This window comes from Sporolactobacillus spathodeae (genome assembly GCF_016908935.1).
GTDB lineage: Bacteria > Bacillota > Bacilli > Bacillales > Sporolactobacillaceae > Sporolactobacillus > Sporolactobacillus spathodeae.
This window is the reverse complement of sequence record NZ_JAFBEV010000012.1, coordinates 16,098-34,907: the sequence shown is the minus strand read 5'-3', so window position 1 is coordinate 34,907 and position 18,810 is coordinate 16,098. Positions and strand designations below refer to the sequence as shown.

The 18,810-nt window shown below is 47.1% G+C and carries 17 protein-coding genes; 7 read left to right on the top strand and 10 right to left on the bottom strand.

Features of this window, described 5'->3' with window-relative positions; all coding sequences use genetic code 11:
- Positions 1-33: 33 nt before the first annotated feature.
- The 4 genes from larC to larA are packed head-to-tail and all read right to left on the bottom strand — an operon-like array spanning position 34 to position 4,146.
- Entirely contained in the window at positions 34-1,245 is a 1,212-nt protein-coding gene (gene larC / locus JOC27_RS07615) for a nickel pincer cofactor biosynthesis protein LarC (protein ID WP_205006670.1), read from the bottom strand.
- Positions 1,242-2,009 (bottom strand): nickel pincer cofactor biosynthesis protein LarB, encoded by a 768-nt coding sequence (gene larB, locus JOC27_RS07610; RefSeq protein WP_205006662.1) that lies wholly within the window; start codon positions 2,007-2,009, stop codon positions 1,242-1,244. Before larB ends, larC begins: the two co-directional genes overlap by 4 nt.
- Positions 1,996-2,856: an ATP-dependent sacrificial sulfur transferase LarE gene (larE, locus tag JOC27_RS07605; RefSeq protein WP_205006655.1), complete on the bottom strand. Its 861-nt coding sequence runs from the start codon at positions 2,854-2,856 to the stop codon at positions 1,996-1,998. The genes larB and larE overlap by 14 nt, the downstream gene beginning before the upstream one ends.
- A gap of 18 nt (positions 2,857-2,874) precedes the next feature.
- Positions 2,875-4,146 carry a nickel-dependent lactate racemase gene (larA, locus tag JOC27_RS07600; RefSeq protein ID WP_205006650.1) on the bottom strand — a complete coding sequence of 424 codons (1,272 nt, stop codon included), beginning with the start codon at positions 4,144-4,146 and terminating at the stop codon, positions 2,875-2,877.
- Between the two features lie 332 nt (positions 4,147-4,478).
- Here larA and JOC27_RS07595 point away from each other — a divergent pair, with 332 nt between their 5' ends.
- Both JOC27_RS07595 and JOC27_RS07590 read left to right on the top strand, forming a co-directional pair.
- Positions 4,479-5,759 (top strand): aspartate aminotransferase family protein, encoded by a 1,281-nt coding sequence (locus JOC27_RS07595; RefSeq protein WP_205006648.1) that lies wholly within the window; start codon positions 4,479-4,481, stop codon positions 5,757-5,759.
- A 22-nt stretch (positions 5,760-5,781) separates the two neighbouring features.
- On the top strand, positions 5,782-6,753 hold the full coding sequence (locus tag JOC27_RS07590; protein WP_205006646.1) for a C-terminal binding protein: 972 nt from the start codon (positions 5,782-5,784) through the stop codon (positions 6,751-6,753).
- Here JOC27_RS07590 and JOC27_RS07585 read toward each other — a convergent pair.
- Complete coding sequence (locus JOC27_RS07585; RefSeq protein ID WP_205006644.1) at positions 6,731-6,994, bottom strand: hypothetical protein; 264 nt, start codon at positions 6,992-6,994, stop codon at positions 6,731-6,733. The genes JOC27_RS07590 and JOC27_RS07585 overlap by 23 nt on opposite strands.
- A 350-nt stretch (positions 6,995-7,344) precedes the next feature.
- Between JOC27_RS07585 and JOC27_RS07580 the strand changes: the two genes are divergently transcribed.
- Together JOC27_RS07580 and JOC27_RS07575 are read left to right on the top strand one after the other, a co-directional pair.
- Positions 7,345-8,085 (top strand): YdcF family protein, encoded by a 741-nt coding sequence (locus JOC27_RS07580; protein ID WP_205006643.1) that lies wholly within the window; start codon positions 7,345-7,347, stop codon positions 8,083-8,085.
- A 462-nt stretch (positions 8,086-8,547) separates the two neighbouring features.
- On the top strand, positions 8,548-8,769 hold the full coding sequence (locus JOC27_RS07575; protein ID WP_205006641.1) for a hypothetical protein: 222 nt from the start codon (positions 8,548-8,550) through the stop codon (positions 8,767-8,769).
- An 83-nt stretch (positions 8,770-8,852) separates the two neighbouring features.
- Here the strand turns inward: JOC27_RS07575 and JOC27_RS07570 are convergent, their stop codons facing one another.
- The 3 genes from JOC27_RS07570 to JOC27_RS07560 all read right to left on the bottom strand — a co-directional run bounded on the left by JOC27_RS07570 (position 8,853) and on the right by JOC27_RS07560 (position 12,459).
- A complete protein-coding gene (locus JOC27_RS07570; protein WP_205006639.1) occupies positions 8,853-9,863 on the bottom strand; it encodes an LCP family protein in 1,011 nt (336 codons plus the stop codon).
- Between the two features lie 344 nt (positions 9,864-10,207).
- Entirely contained in the window at positions 10,208-11,569 is a 1,362-nt protein-coding gene (locus tag JOC27_RS07565) for a methyl-accepting chemotaxis protein (RefSeq protein ID WP_205006637.1), read from the bottom strand.
- 311 nt (positions 11,570-11,880) lie between these two features.
- Positions 11,881-12,459, bottom strand: coding sequence for a hypothetical protein (locus JOC27_RS07560; protein ID WP_205006635.1), 579 nt, complete (start codon positions 12,457-12,459; stop codon positions 11,881-11,883).
- A gap of 321 nt (positions 12,460-12,780) precedes the next feature.
- On the opposite strand from JOC27_RS07560, the gene JOC27_RS07555 reads away from it, so the two are divergent.
- Positions 12,781-14,781 (top strand): methyl-accepting chemotaxis protein, encoded by a 2,001-nt coding sequence (locus JOC27_RS07555; RefSeq protein WP_205006633.1) that lies wholly within the window; start codon positions 12,781-12,783, stop codon positions 14,779-14,781.
- 203 nt (positions 14,782-14,984) lie between these two features.
- Positions 14,985-15,362 carry an OsmC family protein gene (locus JOC27_RS07550; RefSeq protein WP_205006631.1) on the top strand — a complete coding sequence of 126 codons (378 nt, stop codon included), beginning with the start codon at positions 14,985-14,987 and terminating at the stop codon, positions 15,360-15,362.
- 212 nt (positions 15,363-15,574) lie between these two features.
- On the opposite strand, the gene JOC27_RS07545 is transcribed toward JOC27_RS07550, so the two are convergent.
- The gene (locus tag JOC27_RS07545) at positions 15,575-16,696 is read right to left on the bottom strand and encodes an amidohydrolase (RefSeq protein ID WP_205006629.1); all 1,122 of its coding nucleotides are present in this window, start codon (positions 16,694-16,696) and stop codon (positions 15,575-15,577) included.
- Between the two features lie 426 nt (positions 16,697-17,122).
- Between JOC27_RS07545 and JOC27_RS07540 the strand changes: the two genes are divergently transcribed.
- On the top strand, positions 17,123-18,097 hold the full coding sequence (locus tag JOC27_RS07540; RefSeq protein ID WP_205006620.1) for an NAD(P)-dependent oxidoreductase: 975 nt from the start codon (positions 17,123-17,125) through the stop codon (positions 18,095-18,097).
- Positions 18,098-18,107: 10 nt separating this feature from the next.
- Here JOC27_RS07540 and JOC27_RS07535 read toward each other — a convergent pair whose 3' ends face one another.
- A complete protein-coding gene (locus JOC27_RS07535) occupies positions 18,108-18,644 on the bottom strand; it encodes a pyridoxamine 5'-phosphate oxidase family protein (RefSeq protein WP_239530036.1) in 537 nt (178 codons plus the stop codon).
- Between the last annotated feature and the right edge of the window lie 166 nt (positions 18,645-18,810).

The window sequence follows — 18,810 nt, the reverse complement described above, 5'->3', positions numbered from 1 at the left end:
ACCAGACGTCTTTTATGATTCTAGCATAGTTGTTTAATCCTTTACTGTTTCAAAAGTTGCTTGCTGCGCCGCATCATAAATTTTTCGCAGTGGCAGTTTATGCTTGCGCGCTAGTCGGGCACAGTCCTCAAACTCAGGCGTGTATTTATCGATCCCGTTGCCAAAAGCATGCTTGATAGAAATCGATCCGAATGGCGTTTCAACCGTCAGAAAATCACGCTTCATCGTATAACGTGCACACGGATAGGTTCGGATACCGAGTGTCGTTGTCTCGTCGAAAATCAGCCGGGCGAGTTTTTGTTCGTCCTCTTTTTTTGCGAGAACGGAGAGTTTGAAAGCTGGCCGGTTTTTCTTCATATAAATCGGTGTAAAGAAGACGTCGAGCGCGCCATTCTCGAATAACCGTGTCATCGAATAGGCGAGACACTCGCTACTTTGGTCGTCAATATTTGCCTCAAGCATGACGGTCTCACTATCTGTGGTCATTGGCCCTGATGATTCGCCGACGATGCCACGCAGCGCGTTTAACTGGCGGATGTCGCGTTTGCCGCTGCCGTAACCGATCTTTTGTATCGCCAGCTCTGGCATTCGACCGAATCCGGAGGCAATTGTTTTGATGAGTGCAAGACCGGTTGGCGTAATCAGTTCGGTCGAAATCGCCTCTTGAATATAGGGAATGGTCGCTTTGCTAGCGGCAAGCATTTGAGCAACCGCCGGCACAGGCACAGGCAAACGGCCATGCGCGCAGGTGATAAAACCAGTGCCGTCATGTAGCGCCGAGGCATAGACGCGCTCAATGCCGAGCATTTCCAAACCGATGCAGGTGCCAACGATGTCGATGATACTGTCTGTGGCGCCGACTTCATGAAAATGGACTTCATGGATCGATTGGCCATGGACATGGGCTTCAGCGACCGCAACTTCCTTGAACGCGCGTGCCGCGTTCTTTTTCACCTGATCAGAGAGACTGCTTTTCTCAATAATTTCCAAGCAATCGGAGAGATTTCGTGAGTGGTGGTGACCGCTGCTGCTCGGGTGTTCGGGGATTGGATCAAGCTGAACGGCGACGTCCGTCGTTTGGATACCGTAATTCTTTTTTGCAGCAATTTTTATCGAGTAGCCGTCGAGATCAAGTTTCTTCAGTTCAGTGATAAACAGATTAGCATCGAGGCCTAAATCAAGCAATACACCGAGCAGCATGTCGCCACTGATACCAGAAAAACAATCGAGATAAAGTGTTTTCAATGATTGATCCGCCTTTCATTCATCTTGAGCATCAGGCATGCTGAATAAGCCGCGCCGAAGCCATTATCAATATTGACGACCGTGACACCGCTGGCACAACTGTTCAGCATTGCGAGAAGTGCGGTGATGCCGTGAAAACTGGTTCCGTAACCGACGCTTGTCGGGACGGCGATCACCGGCCGATCCACGAGTCCGCCGACAACGCTGACGAGGGCGCCTTCCATGCCGGCAATGACGATGACGACATCTGCCTGGCGCAAACGCGGCATTTCGCCAAGCAATCGATGCAGACCTGCTACACCGACGTCATAAATTCGATCGACCGGATAGCCGAATGTTTCTGCTGTTACGGCAGCTTCTTCGGCAACCGGAATATCGGAAGTGCCGGCACAGACGACAGCAATCAACGGCTCTTCCTGTTTTTTCTTTTTTGGATCAATCACGATGCAGCGGGCGTCTTCATAGTACACGGCTTCAGGAGCAATCGCGCGGACGCTTTTGAAGAGTTCTTTAGACGCGCGTGTACCGAGAATTGACGCACCGTCACGGCGCATGACCTGAACAATTCCTTGAACCTGCGTCGGCGTTTTTCCGGCACAATAGATGACTTCGGCAAAACCATTGCGTAGTTCACGATGATTGTCGACCTTGGCAAAGCCAATATCTTCATAAGGCAGATCCTTTAATCGCTCCATTACTTCTTCGATGTCTGTTTTTCCATGCTGCAAATGCTCCAGCAACATCCTCAATTTATCTTGATCCATTGATACGCATCTTCACTTTGTTTTTTGTTTCGTCATCAAGTGTTTCATTCAGGCTACCGGAACGATAACCACTCAGATCGAGCGCGGTGTAGGAAAAGCCGATTTTACGGAAGGCAGCGGCGACTTCATCCATAATTCTCGTGTTGAAAAAGAGAGAGCGTTCGGTCGGACTGACTTCGATCCGGGCAATATTGCCATGGTGGCAGCGAACGCGCAGGTTTTTCAAGCCCAGATGACGCAGCACCTGTTCGCCGGCACTGATTTTTTGCAACTTCTCTCGTGTAATCCGTTCGCCGTAGGGAATGCGCGAGGCCAGACAGCTGCTTGCCGGTTTATCCCAACTTTTCAATCCATAATGTTTCGCTAGAGCCCGTACATCTGCTTTTGTCAGACCAGCATCCTGAAGCGGGCGAACCACGCCGATTTCAGCGAGTGCTTTAAGTCCAGGACGATAATCGGCCGGATCATCGGCATTGATTCCGGCGGCGAGTGTTGTAATCCCGTATACTTTAGCCGCGCGAGCGATCGCGGTGAATTCAATTGATTTGCAGACATAGCAGCGCATCGACGAATTATGACGGAAAGAAGGCGTCTCTAACTGATCAAGCGGAATGATTGTGTGTTGCATATGATTTTGTGTCAAGAAATCGCGGACGTCGGCGAGATCCTGAGGCGGCATCGTTGGCGATTCAATCGTCACAGCGAGCGTGTTGTCGCCAAGTTCTTCTTGGGCAATCTTTAATAAAAGCGTGCTGTCGACGCCGCCAGAAAAAGCGACGGCAATTTTCTGGTAGCCACGCATAAGGGCTTGTAGACGGGCTAATTTTTCAGAGAGCAAAGGCTCCATAATAAGTCCTCCTTGATATTATTTGACGACAACAGCCAAACCGTCGGGAATGACGGTGATTTTCGCGTCCTGACCTTGACGTGCGAAGGCACGCGCAAGCGCGGCATCTAGCGTTTTGGCAGGTTCCATATGCATGTCGGTGACGATTTGCGGATCGACGAGATCAGAGACGATAATGACATGATGTTTGCTTAAAATACGGGCCAGAATTTGCGCGGTCCATTGGTCGGGTATCGTTTCTTGGCGCGCCGTATGTATCGCCTGATTGAGAAACTGTTCCGGGGTCGTTTCCGAGATACTGTGGTAGAGCCCTTCGCCGCCGTGTCCATCGGCGCAGCCAGCGACCATAATGATCACGCCGCCCGCTTTATTCGTGGCTTCCGCTGCGGTCATCCCCTTAACGGCTTGATAGATATTCTGATCGAGTGGATAACCGCCATTTGTGACGACGGCGATATCGCAGGGGATCTTGTTGACTTGAGCGAGACTTTCGACGAAGTGGCAGCCAACATGATGGGCTTCTTCCATGTCACCGGCGAATGAACCGATAATATGTTTGTCGCCGTCAAGTACCACATTCAGGATAAATTTCAATCCGGCCGTACGAGCCGCGTAAACCATATCTTCATGGATCGGGTTGTGCTGGAGATTGCCCGTGCGTGCCTGATTCGAGTTGATGAATTCGCCGCAATGATTGGCCATAATCGTCTTGTAGGAGGCGACCCCGGGAAGCACGGATTTGCGTCCACCGGAGAAGCCAGCAAAGAAATGGGATTCGATAAAGCCCTCAGCAATTAACAAATCAGCTTCAGCAGCGATCCGGTTGATGATGCAGGGGCCGCCGGATGGCAAAGTGCCGATCCGTACCATTGCAGAATCATCAGTTGAGACGTGCATGATGATTTGTTCGTTCTGGACAATTGTTTCACCGTATTTATTAATTAATTCTTCTCTGGTTGATGGTCGGTGAAAGCCCGTTGCCACGAGAATTTTGATGTCAGCATCGGGAGCGACGGAACGGATCCGGCGCAAGAGAATCGGTGTGATTCTTTTCGATGGAACGGGCCGCGTGTGATCGGAGCTGATAATGACGACTTTTTTCTTGCCGCGAGCCAGCTCTTCCAATTTCGGTGAACCAATCGGCTGGTCGAGTGATTGTTCGACCAATTCTTGCTCCGTTTTATCAGTATGGAAGTTCTCGGCTTTGGATGTGAGTATGCCAGCTAAATTTTGATCACGGATAGCTGCCGTGATTGTTGTTTTGTCATAAGGCAATGTAATACGTGCCATATCTTTTTCCTCCCAGTCCTGTGTATTGCACGAGGACATTTTACGCAATATCCTCGGCACTGAGAGCAGTATAGCAGACGGGACATCGGGATGTTGTAACACAGGATGTTACCGAATGTTGTTAACCGAAGGTGTTAACTGGTGATGTTAACATAGGTTACAGTTTTAACAGACGAAAGACGTGCTTAACTAACGAAAGCAACGATCACGATCTGTAGATACAGTTTGAGATGAAGGCCAATCAAATATGATGTATTTTTTTCATGTCCTGCACGTATATAGCTAATAAACGCGGCAAGTGGGCGCGTCTGTTCTGAAGCGGAGGGATGGGCATGAAGTTTACAGATTATCAGCCGTATTTGAGCCCGGCGCTCGCGAAAGCGACAGATTTGATTATCGAAAGCGGTCACGGCTGCTATCTGACTGATGTGGCTGGCAGCCGCTATCTTGATTTTGTCCAGGGCATCGCTGTCAATTGTCTTGGCCATGGCCATCCAGCACTTGTTTACGCGATTAAGAAGCAGACCGAAAAGTTGATTGATGCCTCGTTCAATCTCGTCAATTACCCGACGACTTTGGAACTTGCCAGAAGACTTGCGGAACGCGCGCCGGGAAACTTGAGTTCTGTTTTTTTCTCAAACGGTGGCGCTGAAGCAATTGATGGCGCTTTGAAATTGGCAAGGGCCTATACGAAGCGGCCAGCGATCATCGCCTTCAAAGGCTCGTTTCATGGCCGGACATTTGGCGCAATGTCCGTTACAGGGTCGAACGCAAAGTATCGGTACGATTATGAACCGATGGTTGGATCGGTTTATTTTATTCCTTATCCGTCCAAAGATCTTTGTCCGGCAGGCTTCGATGAAGCACAACGAACGGATTACTGCCTGAATGAGCTCGATCAATTGTTTCGTTATCTCGTTGCGCCGGAACAGGTGGCGGCAATTATTATGGAGCCGGTTCAAGGGGAAGGCGGCTATGTGGTCCCGTCAAAAAGGTTTATTCAGGAGATTCGCGCGCGCTGTATCCGTCATGGCATTTTGCTGATCCTTGATGAGATCCAATCCGGCTATGGACGAACCGGTGAAATGTTCGCTTGCGAGCATTTTGATGTGGTCCCGGACATCATGACTATCGGTAAAGCGATTGCTGGCGGATTGCCAATGAGCGCGATTTTGTCAACAGAGGAAATCATGGCGGAATGGCATCCAGGGAGGCACGGGACGACATTCGGAGGCCACCCAATCTGCGCTGCGGCAGCGCTCGCAGTGCTTAATGAATTTGAGCAGGCACATATTCTCGATCAAGTGATTGAGAATGGTGTTTATTTGAAAAGAAAGCTACTCGAGTTGAAAAAAAAATACAGCTGTATTTCCGACGTTCGCGGTCTTGGCTTGATGCTCGCCATTGAATTGTCACATGAAGACGGCAGCCCGGCCGGTGATCTTTTGGCCGCTGTCCGCAAGCAATGTCTGAACAATCACCTGCTGCTTTTATCGTGTGGGGTTTTCGATCATGTCATCCGCTTTGCGACACCGCTGAACGTAACTCGGACGGAGCTTGATGAAGGCTTATCAATTCTCGATCGTTCATTCGACGAAGTCCTTAACGCCTAAACTCTTCGAAGGGACTGGATCAATGGAAAAAAAGAAAATTTTATATTACCAGATCGACGATACGTTAGACTATGAGAGCGATTTGCTCCGACAATGGGGCATCACTGATCTCGAATTGGTTCAGGCCAAGGAAGGCGATTTTGTGGAAGAAGCGCGGGATGCAGCAGGCGCTGTCGTCGAATACCAACAGGTGACGCGTCCAATCATCGAGCAGCTGCCTCAGCTGAAAATCGTTGCACTGCAATCTATCGGTGTTGATAATATCGATTTGGACGCGGCGACCGACCATGGCCTCTGCGTGACCAATTGCCCCGGCTTTTGTTCAGAAGAAGTGGCACTTCATACGATCGGTTTGATCATTGATTTAGCACGAAAAATTACCGCGCTCGATCGGTCGGTTCGCGCGGGCAGCTGGGACCCTTTATTGGGCTATCCAATTCATCGTTTAAGTAATAAAACGATCGGTCTCTATTTTTTCGGAAGCATTCCGAAAAAAATGATTCCGATGCTTCGTGGGTTACAATTATCTATCTTGGTTTATGCGCCGACTAAAACTGCCGAATACCTCGCCGGTTTTGGCGCGGAAAAAGCGAATTCATTTGATGAATTGCTGCGGCGCTCGGATATCTTGTCGTTGCACTGTCCACTTATTCCTGAGACTGAACATTTGATTTCTGATCGAGAACTCCAGCTTATGAAAAAAACGGCTTTTCTGATCAATACGGCACGCGGTCGGGTGGTGGATGAGGCGGCTCTCGTCCGTGCACTGAAAAGCGGTGCTATCCAAGCTGCGGCCGTTGACGTGATTGAGGATGAGGTTGGCGCGAAAAGTGAACTTTTTACTCTAGAAAACGCAGTGATTACGCCGCATGCCGCGTTTGTTTCCGAGGATTCTTTTTATGGTGCGCGAAAAACAGCTTTGGCGCAGCTTGTTCAACGGATTTGCCGTAATGGACGGCCGGAACATCTTGTCAATTCGGCTGTGCATTTTTGATGGCATCGACATTTAGCAAGCAGCATAAGTTATGTGACCATTCAATGACGTCACTGATGACGTGAGCGTAGGTTAAATATTGATTCATAACTAAACGGATGGTTTCTTCGATGCAGCCGAGGCGGATTGTACCGTTGTCAGGTATGAGATAGAAGCCAGCTTGAGATTTTATTGATTTTAAAATAACGGAGATGATGATCGAAACATGCATGCCAAACGGAGGAAGTTTTCGATTGTTCAAATAAGCAGCACCGATAGATGGTGCATCAGAGACAAAGGAAAAGTGGTTCGCATGCTGCGTTTTGCCCGGCGAGAAAAACAGAAACAAGTTGACTGAGGGTATGCTGTAGAAATCGCTGCCCAATCGCCAGTGTATTGCGCATTTATCTAATTAGAAGGACCGATTGGCACTGATTGATTGGTCAAGGTGTGTGACAAATTATATTCCTAATAAATTCGTAGCGTTTGCCTTAGTATTTCGGGCGAACGCTTTTTTTTGTAAGGAAATAGTAACGCTTTTGACCGAGTAGGAAAAGCGGTAAAATAGGATGTAATCTGGCTCGTAGTCCATCAAAGAAATTGGAGACTGTCATGGAATACATTATCAAATTTATTTACGGTTTTCTTTTACCGCCCGGATTAATCGTCACACTGCTGATGCTTTTGACTATCGGCCTAGTACGCCGCCGAAATAAAGCATGGCGTTGGACAGGCGGTCTGTGCATTTTCATCTATGTACTCTGCCTGCCGCTTACTGGTATTTTGCTCATTCATCCGCTGGAAACGCGCTACACGTTGCCTGCACAGCCACATGGTGATGTGATTCTTATGCTTGGTGGCGGGGCAACACTAGGCACGCCGGATATGAATGGTCGCGGCCAGCTTTCCGGCGACGCGGCCAATCGACTGTTGACGACTTATCGTCTGTACAAGGGGACGCATTTGCCAGTTCTTTTGTCAGGTGGAAAAGTTTATCCGGACAGCGGGGTGGAAGCGCGAATTGGTCGTCGGCAGCTGATCGCGCTCGGCGTTCCACCAAATAAAATTTTAATTGAGGATAAAAGCATCACAACACGCACGAACGCGATTAACTCGAAGAAAATTATTGACGCGCACCATCTAAAACAGCCCATTCTTGTCACATCCGCTTTTCATATGCCGCGTGCGGTTCTGAATTTCGATAAAGTCGGCATTCACGTGCAGCCTTATCCGACAGACTATCTGGTGAGTCGCCAACTCGCACTCTATCCGGGTCAATTTGTTCCGTCATCCGGAGATGTGACGTTCACCGCGCTTAAGGAATATGTGGGACTTCTCGCTTCTGAGTTTTAATCGTCTTCGCCAGTGAATTAGCGCGCATAGGCAAGCGAGCGACCGGAGCGCAATTGATTCAAAAAATGACTTTGTAAAACCAAGCTTTTCAAGCCATTTAAGAATGTATATGATTTTGAGCGAAAATGCAGCGGAGGCGCGAGACGCCTGCGGGACCAGCGTGCCAGCGAGACCCCGCAGATATTTGATTGTTTGAGGAGGCTCGCGGTGCGCCCGCGGCAAGCAAGCGACCGGAGCGCAATTGATCAAAAAAGAACTTGGCAAAACCAACTTTTTCTAGTACTTAAGTAGCAACAATGGTAAACAGCCTATGGTATATTTAAAATAGATACAAATGAGACGGCACGGACTCGGGGGAATATATTCGGATATCTTTTGATATTCTGCGAATGTATTTCCCCTTGTTTTTACAGGCAAAGGGAAAAAGATAGATTCAACCTGATTGAAAAGGGGGTCACAATGATGGCCAAAAAGAATCGCAGCAGTGACGCGCAGGCAGAATTGACAAAGTTATACCAGAAAGAGGCGGACCTAGAACAAGAATTGATTCAAGTCCGTCACGAAATTGATCGTTTGGAACGGAGCAATGACGATTTTAATCAGCGCCATGAAGCGGATATGAAAAAATTGGCTGAGATTGAGCAGAGTCTTTCTGAACTACTCAATGGATGGAAACTGTCTTGAGGCTATTCCCCAAGTGTTTCTTTCTAGCAAAAAAAGGACCGAAGCGTCATGTGAACGCTTCGGTCCTTTTTCTATCAAAGGTCTTAATTGGTGAAATAGTTTTTAATAACATTTTGCAATTGATCAGGTGCGAGAATAATTTGATCGTTTTTCGCTTTCAGTATATCGTCATACATCTTAGCTCCGTTACCTTTTACTTGGCGGTATTTAAATTGCGTTTCCGGATGGAAATCGCCTTTCACGCCGAGACCAATGCTGACCATGTCATCCGTCGTCATATTGGTCGCGATAAGGAACTTGGACATCGATTTGGAGAGGGCAGGGAACCGTGTGACGTTTTGCGGCTGCATCATTTTCTTGGCGATGCCGACAAGCGCGGCTTGCTGCAATTGTTGACGACCATAATCGGTACCCGGAAGCGAATAGCGCTCGTGCGTCACTTCAGAAACCATTTCACCATTAAAATGGTGGACACCGGCTGCAAAAACTTTACCCTGGTTACGCGCGTGCCATGCGTGCGTTAGCTTGACTTGGAACGGCAGATTCATGTCAATCCCGCCAATCGCGTTCACCATGTCTTGCAGACCCCAATAGTTCGTTTCCGCATAGTAGTTGATCGGTACGCCGGTCAGTCGGGAAATAGCCTTAACAGCTTCAACAATCCCAGCTTTTGTGCCATGCGCAGACTGAGCCACGTATTGGACACTGGTCAGCTTCGTGTAGCCATAGCCGTCCATATAGACGCGTGTATCACGAGGAATGCTGAGCATATTGTACGTATGTTTTTTTAGATCGGCATGAATCAGAACCATCGAATCCGTATGGCTAGCCGTATCGCCTGGGCGGGCATCGGAACCGATCAGCAGGGCGTTGAATGTCCCTGCTTTTTGTTTATAATGACTGTTTGACGAGCCGCCGATCGCTGACAGATGGGCGAAGTGATTTTCCGGATTCAGCTGATGCCATTTATAAAATCCGGCGATAGCTGCTGCAAGAATAATAATTAGCAGCGAGAGTAAAACGTAGCGCAGAACGCGGTGCTTTTTCTTTGTCTTTCGGAACGCACGGCGACTTGGCGTGTTTTCGTTAACCATAATCCGCTCCTTCTCTTGGCTGCCCGGATGCTTGTTCGGATAAAATCCCTAAAGAAGTTATGTACAAAAGATAGGGACAGCTAAGTATTACTCTATTCTTTTTTTTAGGTTGAACCAATACAGGACTATTATACTGGAATGGTGAGCAACTGTTCAATACTGTGCGACAAATTGATTTCTTTTTCGCGTTCAAAAATGAACTTGATCCTTATTACTGGCAAGGTACTTAGGGGCTCGCTTGCCGCGTCCAGGACGGGAACCCCTGCGGATACAGCAGAGGTTCCCGTCCTTTTTTTCTATGTTTAGACAACGTGCTTTTTCCTATTAGTATCTGTTTGACTCGATTAAACTTTGAAAGAGGTCACGAGTTTGTTCAGATCTTCTGCGATGATCGCTAGAGCAGTTGCACTATTTGCCACTTCTTCCACGGCCCCGGCCTGTTCTTCAGTTGCGGCGGAAATGGCTTGCGTCTTAGATGATGTTTGATGGGCAGACGCTTCGAGCGCTTGATAAGTTGAAGCGACTTTAAAGGAAGAAATCGAAATCTTATTGACGTCACTATCGACAGAGTCAATTTGCTGCTTGATCGAATGAAAATAGTCTTCAACCTGTTTGAAAGACTGATCGGTTAATTGCACAGCTTCCATACCTTGGTCCACTTCAGTAACCCCGATCTGCATCGAATCGACGACCTGATGCGTTTCATCCTGGATTTTTGTCACGATCTGGTGCACTTGCTGCGCGGAGTCGGCCGATTGATCAGCCAGTTTACGGATTTCCTCGGCAACAACTGCGAAACCACGTCCTTGTTCTCCGGCGCGTGCTGCCTCAATCGCTGCATTAAAGGAAAGAATCTGAGTTTGATCGGCAATTTCATTAATCGCTCGGATAATCTTGTTGATTTCGTTTGTTTGATTACTCAAATTTGAAACCAATCCAGATAATTTAGTGACAGTGCCCTTTATTTTGTTCATCCGATCGGTAGCCAGATGCATATTTTCTTGACCTTTGGTTACCGATTGAGCGGATTCGCCAGCGGCACTTGCGAGCTGGATGGTCTGCATGGTAATCGAAGCGATTGCCTTTGTGATTTCTTCAGTTTCTCGGCTTGCTCCGTTGACGCGTTCCAATTGTTCGACAGCCCCCGCTGCTACGGCCTGCAGGGAACCCGTGATTTCATCGCTGACTGCTTTATTTTCTTCTGCAGTGGCAGTTAGTTCTTGGGAAGACGTCGATACGTTTCTTGATTTCTCTGAAATTGTGTCAATAATTGATCGAAGCGATTGCGTCATTTCTTCCAGACTATTTTTCAACAGTTGAAATTCTTTATTGGTTGCATCGGTCTTTTTCAGCTTTCCCGTCAGCATGCGCTGACTGATTGCTTTCATATGTTCGTTAAAGTGAGCCATTGGCGAAAGAAAAATAATTTGTACGGCAAACCAAATACAGACAATGACCACGATGATCGAGATCAAAGCAATCAAAGCGACATTGCCGATGATTGGAAAGGCGATGGCATTAATACCGGCCTGGCTGAGGTGCAGCTTCGTTTGGCACAGTTTTTCGATGCCTCGGTAAATCGTGAAAAAAACAAAAATATTCGGAATAAGAAAAACGAGAATGATGAGGGGGATAAAAAGCGCTCGAATATGTATTTTGGCCGTGAATGCGAGCACAGATTCTAATGATTTATTAATCGCTTTCATAATGATGTCTCCTCTATGATAATCAGATGCGATGAAAAGCTACTGCCAACAGTTTTATCGGCGCTCGGCCTAATCTTCTTTAATTGTTTTTCAGCATTTTCTAAAGATAGGGCGCTGTTAAATTTTAATGTTGATTTTCCTGAAAAAAATGCGCGAGATGCCCGCGGCAAGCGAACACATGGCAAATAAATGATTGAAAACAACAACGGGCTATAAAGGATCCATAGATAAAAGCGGCTTTTTGAGGCATTCAAGCCTTGGAGAAAACGTATTCCTATAGAATAACGTATCACGGTGAAAAGAGGAGACACCTATTCGTCCTCATCTAGGTAGAGTTGCATCCACTCCCATGCTATTTTTTTGCTGATCCGTTCCTTTCTCGCTTGAACTTTTTCAAGCGTGATACCGAGGAATACAGCTGCTTCCTGTTCAGACATTTTAAATGTACGGGTTAGGTGGTAACATTCATACTCTACAGGCGATAACATTGATTTCATCGCTACGCCGTCACGTTTATGATTGATTAATCGCACAGGCAGACAAGTAGGAGAGACGCGCCGCTCATGAATGATTTGCCCACGTGTTTCGCTACGCTTTTCAATATAAATGTCCATTGCAATACCAGCCAGTTTACGCAAATATTTGCGAAAGGCACTCTCAGCCTTTTTTGGGTCTGATTGCATGTCAACTTGAAAAATATCATCAACGATGTGCAATGTTTCCCGAGCTTGCTGATACATACAGTGAATATCAAACTCGAACAGAAAGTCATAATTTTGAAAGCGCTTTACAATTAGCCCGTAAAATAATTTTTGATAACGCTTGTAAAGAAAGTCATAGACAGCGCCGTTTTGACAAATTTCAGGAAAGGCTATCTCAGAATACTTCATCGGACCAGTCACCTCTGAACAAGTTTTGAAACACGTCAGTTGAGTCATCGTTTGATTGAAGAGAGTGATGCATTTTGTGGACAAGTGAGGAAAAACGGGGAAGCAGAAGCTAACATGGTTACATCCTCTAGACTGTAAAATATTAAAAAGATGGAAAATAATAGGAACAAAGAACTTGAGACTATAATACCACCAAATTAAAAAGTTAACAATTCGGTAACAATAAATTTATTAATCGTTTGATATGCTGCTTAATCTTGCCTTAATAAATACCGATAAATGGTTTAGATTTATAGATGAAAAGAAAATTGGTGATTCGACTTGAAAGAAAGCAAAAAGAAAAAAAGAAAAAGTCTTTCGCTTAAAAGGGTATTGATTGTCTCAATCCTGCTTTTTACGCTTTTGCCAGCAACGATTGTAGGTCTTATGTCTTATATCAATTCCGAAAATGCCCTGAAGAATCAAATGGCCAACAGTGCAGAAATTAGCGTCAAACTGTTGAATGAGAATTTGTCTCAGGACATGCTTAAAGAAGAAGCACGCCTTACATATTTGGCCAAACATATTTCCGCACAATCCGTAAATACAGGGAAATACAATACGGCTACTTCTGTTCTTTTGTCTCAGAAGGATTCGGATAATAGCTCCGCGCAAGTTTATATTGGGACGAATAAAGGGATTTTTATTAATGAGCCGCAGCCAAAGGATCGAACAGCGACTCTTGATCCACGAGAGAGGCCTTGGTATCAAGCCGCAATGAGGCATCCGAATCAATTGACTGTTACCGATCCTTATCGGTCCATTATACTGAAGAAAACGGTTGTGACGCTCTCGATGACAACAGCCGATGGTAAGGGTGTTGTCGGTATTGACTTAAAGTTGGACGCGCTAAAAAATATGGTCAAAAAAGTGGAAATCGGGCAGCATGGCTACAGCTTTATTTTGACAAGGTCAGGCACCATTATCGCGCATCCGCTACTCAACGCAGGTGCGCAATCAACCAATAAAAATTTGATACAGAGGTTAGGCGTATCAAAAGGAATGGCTGACGGCGTTTATAAGGGGCTTGCTTTCCATGATGCCTTCGATACCAACCAGGTAACGGGTTGGAAAGTTGTTGGCTCAATGGCAAGTATAGATATAGAAAATTCGACACGTGCGATTTTAGTTAAAACATTTGTAATCACCTTAATCACGACTTTGATTGCTTTCTTTATTGCGCTTTTTGGTGTTTTGTTCCTAATTCGTCCGATTCGGCAGTTAATCAATGTTGCCAAAGATGTTGAGCAAAAGAAGTTGACGTCGCGGGCAAATGTTCATAGTTTCCAAGAATTCGAACACCTCGGTGAGGGTTTCAATCGGATGATCGATGAGCTGCAACACGTGCTCACTCATGTCGATGAAAAGTCCGCCGCGCTTGCCGCGTCGTCTGAAGAACTGACTGCTTCAACCGAAGAAAATAAAGCAACAGCTGACGAAGTCGCGCATGCTATTCAGGAAATAGCGATTGACGCCCAGGATCAAGCCCAGGAAGTCAGTCAATCGCAGAAAAACGCTGAGATAATTAATAAAGAAATAGCAAGTTTGAAAGGACAGACGAATGTGCTCGAGTCTGAATCATCGGATGCGATCACGAAAGTTGCAAGCGGTAAGCAATCACTCGGGCAACTCATTGGCCAGATTAAAACCATTCGTACAACAAACGACCAGGTGAATCAATCGCTCGATGATCTTGTGACGCAAATGCAACTGATTGATGAGACTAACCAGATGATCAGCGATGTTGCCGGACAAACGCATCTTCTGGCACTCAATGCCGCGATTGAAGCAGCCCGCGCCGGCGAACATGGAAAAGGCTTTGCGGTTGTCGCTGAAGAAATTCGCAAATTGTCTGAGCAGTCGGCAGGATCGACCCGCCAGATTATGGAGGTTGAGGAGACGGTCTTTGCAAAGCTGCATGAATTGTCGGCTTCGATTGAAACGAGTGATCATGAAGTGAAGAAGGGCATGCAGGTCGCCGATCAGGCAGGCGAATCTTTCACTGCAATTGAAAATACAGTGTCGCTTGCCGTGAAGTCTACAGGGCAAATGACAGGATCAATCAAAAAGATCGCTGATGAAATCAGCCAAATTGTTGGGACGATTGAACACATCGCGCAACTTTCAGAGAAGACAAGCTCGCTGACTGAAAATGTTTCAGCGGCAGCTGAGGAACAGTCCGCTTCAATGGAGGAAATCGCTAATAATGCGACACAGCTCTCTTCCATGGCTGATGAACTTCGGCAAATCGTCAATCAATTCGAGATGAAAAAAGAAAAATAAAAAAACATTGCCGAAAATTGGCAGAATTTAAGGTATCAATGAGCGGGACCAAACGACACTTGTCGATTGGTCCCGCTTTTTTCGTGCACTTATATACTAAAGATTAATCGGGGTCCGAGAACGTACGCGCTTAAGAACATATTCGAGCAGGCCTGTTCATATAGTTGATAGAGAAGATTTTTACTAGAGAAGAGGGAGTTTATTTGGAACTGATTCAACGATCTGAAACAATTGAACTCGTCCATGAAAATGGCAATTGGCTGCTTGGTAGAAATGCCGGCTTTTCTCCGGTTCAGCTGATTGCGGCATCCGCGGCTGCCTGCACCGTGTATACACTTGAGACCTTGCTCGAGCAAAGGCAGATTGTGTGCCGCATGCATCGCGTGATTTTTGACTATGAAGAAGATCCCTATTATCCAAATCCGATTTCGCAAATTAATGTCCTGCTTTACTTAAAGGCGCAAATGCAAAATCGTGAAGCCATACGTCAAACGTTTCTGGAGATTCCGCAGAATTGCCCAGTACTGCAGGCTCTTCATCCACGGATTCAAGTCAATGAGTCGATCATTTTCGTTGATTAGCACGAGACATTGCATGATGCTGCACAAGTGTGGAGCTACTTTTCGGGATTCGGAGCGACTCTTGAATTTTGAGCGACTCACCGATGACCGAAGTGTTTTCAGAAATGAAATAGATAATAGAAGGGAGATAGTGATGCAGCAAATGGCTGACTGAAATCACTATCTCTTCTTGTATTTTGGTTATTGTTTTTGTCTATCTATGCGCCATGTGCTCACTCGCTTTTTTTAAGAGCCAGCAATATGGCGGTAGTCAGAATACGTACACCATCAAAAATTGCATCGTGGTTAAATTGCATCTGTGGATGGTGCAGACCAGGTGTCAGATCGCAGCCAAGCGCGAGCATCGTTGTTTTGAGCTTGGGAAATCGTCTGGCATAATGATTGAAATCATCACCACCACTGCTTGGAAGCGGCGGCTTGCAGCATTCATTGCCGAGCTCTTCCCGTATTGCTTCTGTCATAATCGTCATTGCATCTACTGAGGCAGCGGACGCCGGGCTTCCTTCCGGTACAGTTAATGTGACGGTTGCGCCAGAACATGCGGTGGCGTTTTGCACTGCGCAGCGGGTCTTTTCAGTCAGATCGGCCATTGCTTCATTAGTTTCTGCCCGCAGGTCGAGCGTGAACGAAGCCTGTCCCGGGATGATATTGGCGGCCGTACCCGCGTGTAGCTGAGTCATCTTAACACTATAGGAAATCATTGGGTCAAGATGAATCTGGTTCAGGGCAGTAGCGATCATCGCCGCCGCTTCGATCGCATTTATGCCAAGGTGCGGCCGAGAAGCATGAGCCTCAAGGCCGGAGATAGTCCCAGTGATTGTCCGGCAGGCACCATGAAAAATGGCTGGCCGCGCCAATCCGTTTCGCGTTTCCTGCTGCGGGCGCAGGTGGACACCGAACAGGTAATCCAGATCACCGGCCACGCCGCGATCACAGAATGCAAGCGCTCCTTCACCTGTTTCCTCCGCTGGCTGAAAAAGCAAACGTACCGTTCCTACGGCGCGCGGCAGCCGCGGGAGTAAACGAGCGGCGCCGAGCGCCATTGCCATATGCGCATCGTGCCCGCATGAATGGTTGGCGCGCAAACTGCCGCCTACATGCTGCCAGAGTGCGTCCATATCGGCACGCAAACCAATGATCGGGCGTCCAGAGCCAATTTCGCCGATCACACCGGGACAATCGGCAAATCGCTTCGTGTTCCAGCCGAGCTGTTCCAATTGCAGTTGCAGATAATTCGTGGTCTGAAATTCCTGCATGCTAATTTCAGGATGTTCATGCAAATGATTAAAATAGCCGATAATCTGCTGCTTCGTTTCTTCCTCTAAAGCAATCACGCTGCTTCCTCCTCCAAATGGCTGCCTATTAAAAATGGATGCCGGGGCAGGCCATATTATACGTTAAGAAAGTATAAAGATTTCAAAGGAATTAAGTATAAGCCTAAGACTTCGCCACAAAAAATAGAGCGCAGGCACTCTGGCGCCTTGCGGGAAAAGCGAGCCAAGTGAGACCCCGCAGATTCTCACTAATCTGAGGAGACGCGCGGCGCCTGCGACAAGCGAGCAGCCGGAGCGCAATTTTTGCAAAAAAAGACTTGGCTTGCCAAGTTTTTCTAATGCTTCGTTAACGAAACAGAAGTACTGGATCAAGAAAAAGTCTGTTAAATTTGTAGAAATGAACGGAACTGATAAAATAAAAACAGAAGGAAAAATCCGTCACCGTTGGAAATGAACAATTGGCCAATCCAGAAAGAAGGATGATTTATGCATGTACTTTTTTGTGTCGGAAAGTCGTATTATCCGGTACATCATCTGATTGTTGAAAAGCTGGAGGCATACGGCGCCCGAGTAGACTGCCTGATGTATGATCAGGCGACAAAAAAGAATATTATCGATAAAATTCATGATGCGGAAATTTATATAACAGCTGTCGCACCCGCTGATCGCGAGATTATCGACGCGGCAAGCCGTTTAAAATATATTTTGAAGACGGGCACAGGTCTTGATAATATCGACATGGACTATGCTTCGGAAAAAGGGATTTATGTCAGCAACGCGCCTGGCGGCAACGCGCCGGCTGTTGCGGAACTTGCCATTGGTTTGATGATTGCTGTGTCGCGACAAGTGCCGCAGCTCGACCGAGCGACGAAGAAGGGTATTTGGACGCATAGCAACGGATTCGAGCTGAGAGGCAAAACACTCGGCATTATTGGTTTCGGTGCGATCGGGATTTCAATTGCGCGGATCGCTTCAGCCTTTTCAATGGAACGGATCGCCTATGGCACGCACCGCAATGATCAGGCAGCAAGCGAACTTGGCGTTCAATTTGTCACGCTTGACCAACTGCTACAGGAATCCGATTATATTGTGATCTGCACGGCGCTGAAAAAATCGAATTACCATCTAATCAATGCCGAAGCGCTAGAAAAAATGAAGCCGACATCTTTTCTGATTAATGTCTCGCGCGGGGCAGTTGTCGATGAGAAAGCCCTGCTACAGGCACTCCGTAGTGAAAAAATCGGTGGTGCGGCGCTTGACGTCTTTGAAACAGAGCCTCCCGAAGACATGCTTCCCGCGCTCGACAATCTTGTGGTCACACCGCATATCGGCGGCACAACGAAAGAAAGTGTGCGCCGCGTGGCGATGGTGACGGTTGACAATATCCGCCGCTATATTCAGGGGGAGCCGCTGAATCATGTGGCCAATCAGCAAGCGCTCGCCGAAGGCGGATCCAACTAAAAAGGTCGGCTTAGTCAGCAGTAGGAAAGGCGCGCGCTGGATCGATCGGATATTCCTTAGCAGCGATTTCTTCGGGTTCCAGACAATAGATCACCGTGCGGCTGCCGAGAGAGGAGCGGTATCTCGCCAGATGCTGAGCGGCGAGCGGCTTTTGGAAAAAACCGGGCACGAATTTATCAAGCAACTGTTGCATCGCTTCTCTTTGTTCATCGAGCGGTTCGACCGCTCTAACTCGGCCGAAGAGCATGACACTAAAATAAGCAGTCGTGGTGTGAGCCGGGATTGGGCTGGTTAACGTGGCGAGTTCTTCGGCTACTGTAAAACAGGCGAGCGGTGATTGTTCCAAGATCGCTGCTTTTCGTCCGCTGTCTGCCCCGTGGAAATACAGCTTTTCACCCGACCAGTAAAAATTAAGCGGGACAACGTATGGCGAGGTCTGATCAGACAGACCGAGGTAGCCGATTCGTTGCTTTTTTAAGAACTGATCGATTCTTTCTCTATCAGTTACCCGGCGATTACTTTTGCGCATCGGTACTTTTTGATCCATGGCACACACTCCTCATCACTATTTAGAAGTTATAATTCACTTATTATAGGACGATTTGAAATAAATTGACAATATAGATTGAGACGTCTGATCGGTTTCTATTTTCTTATGGCGGCAAAGGCAAAATTGCGTTATGCTAAAAATTAGATGGAATTGTGATAAAAGT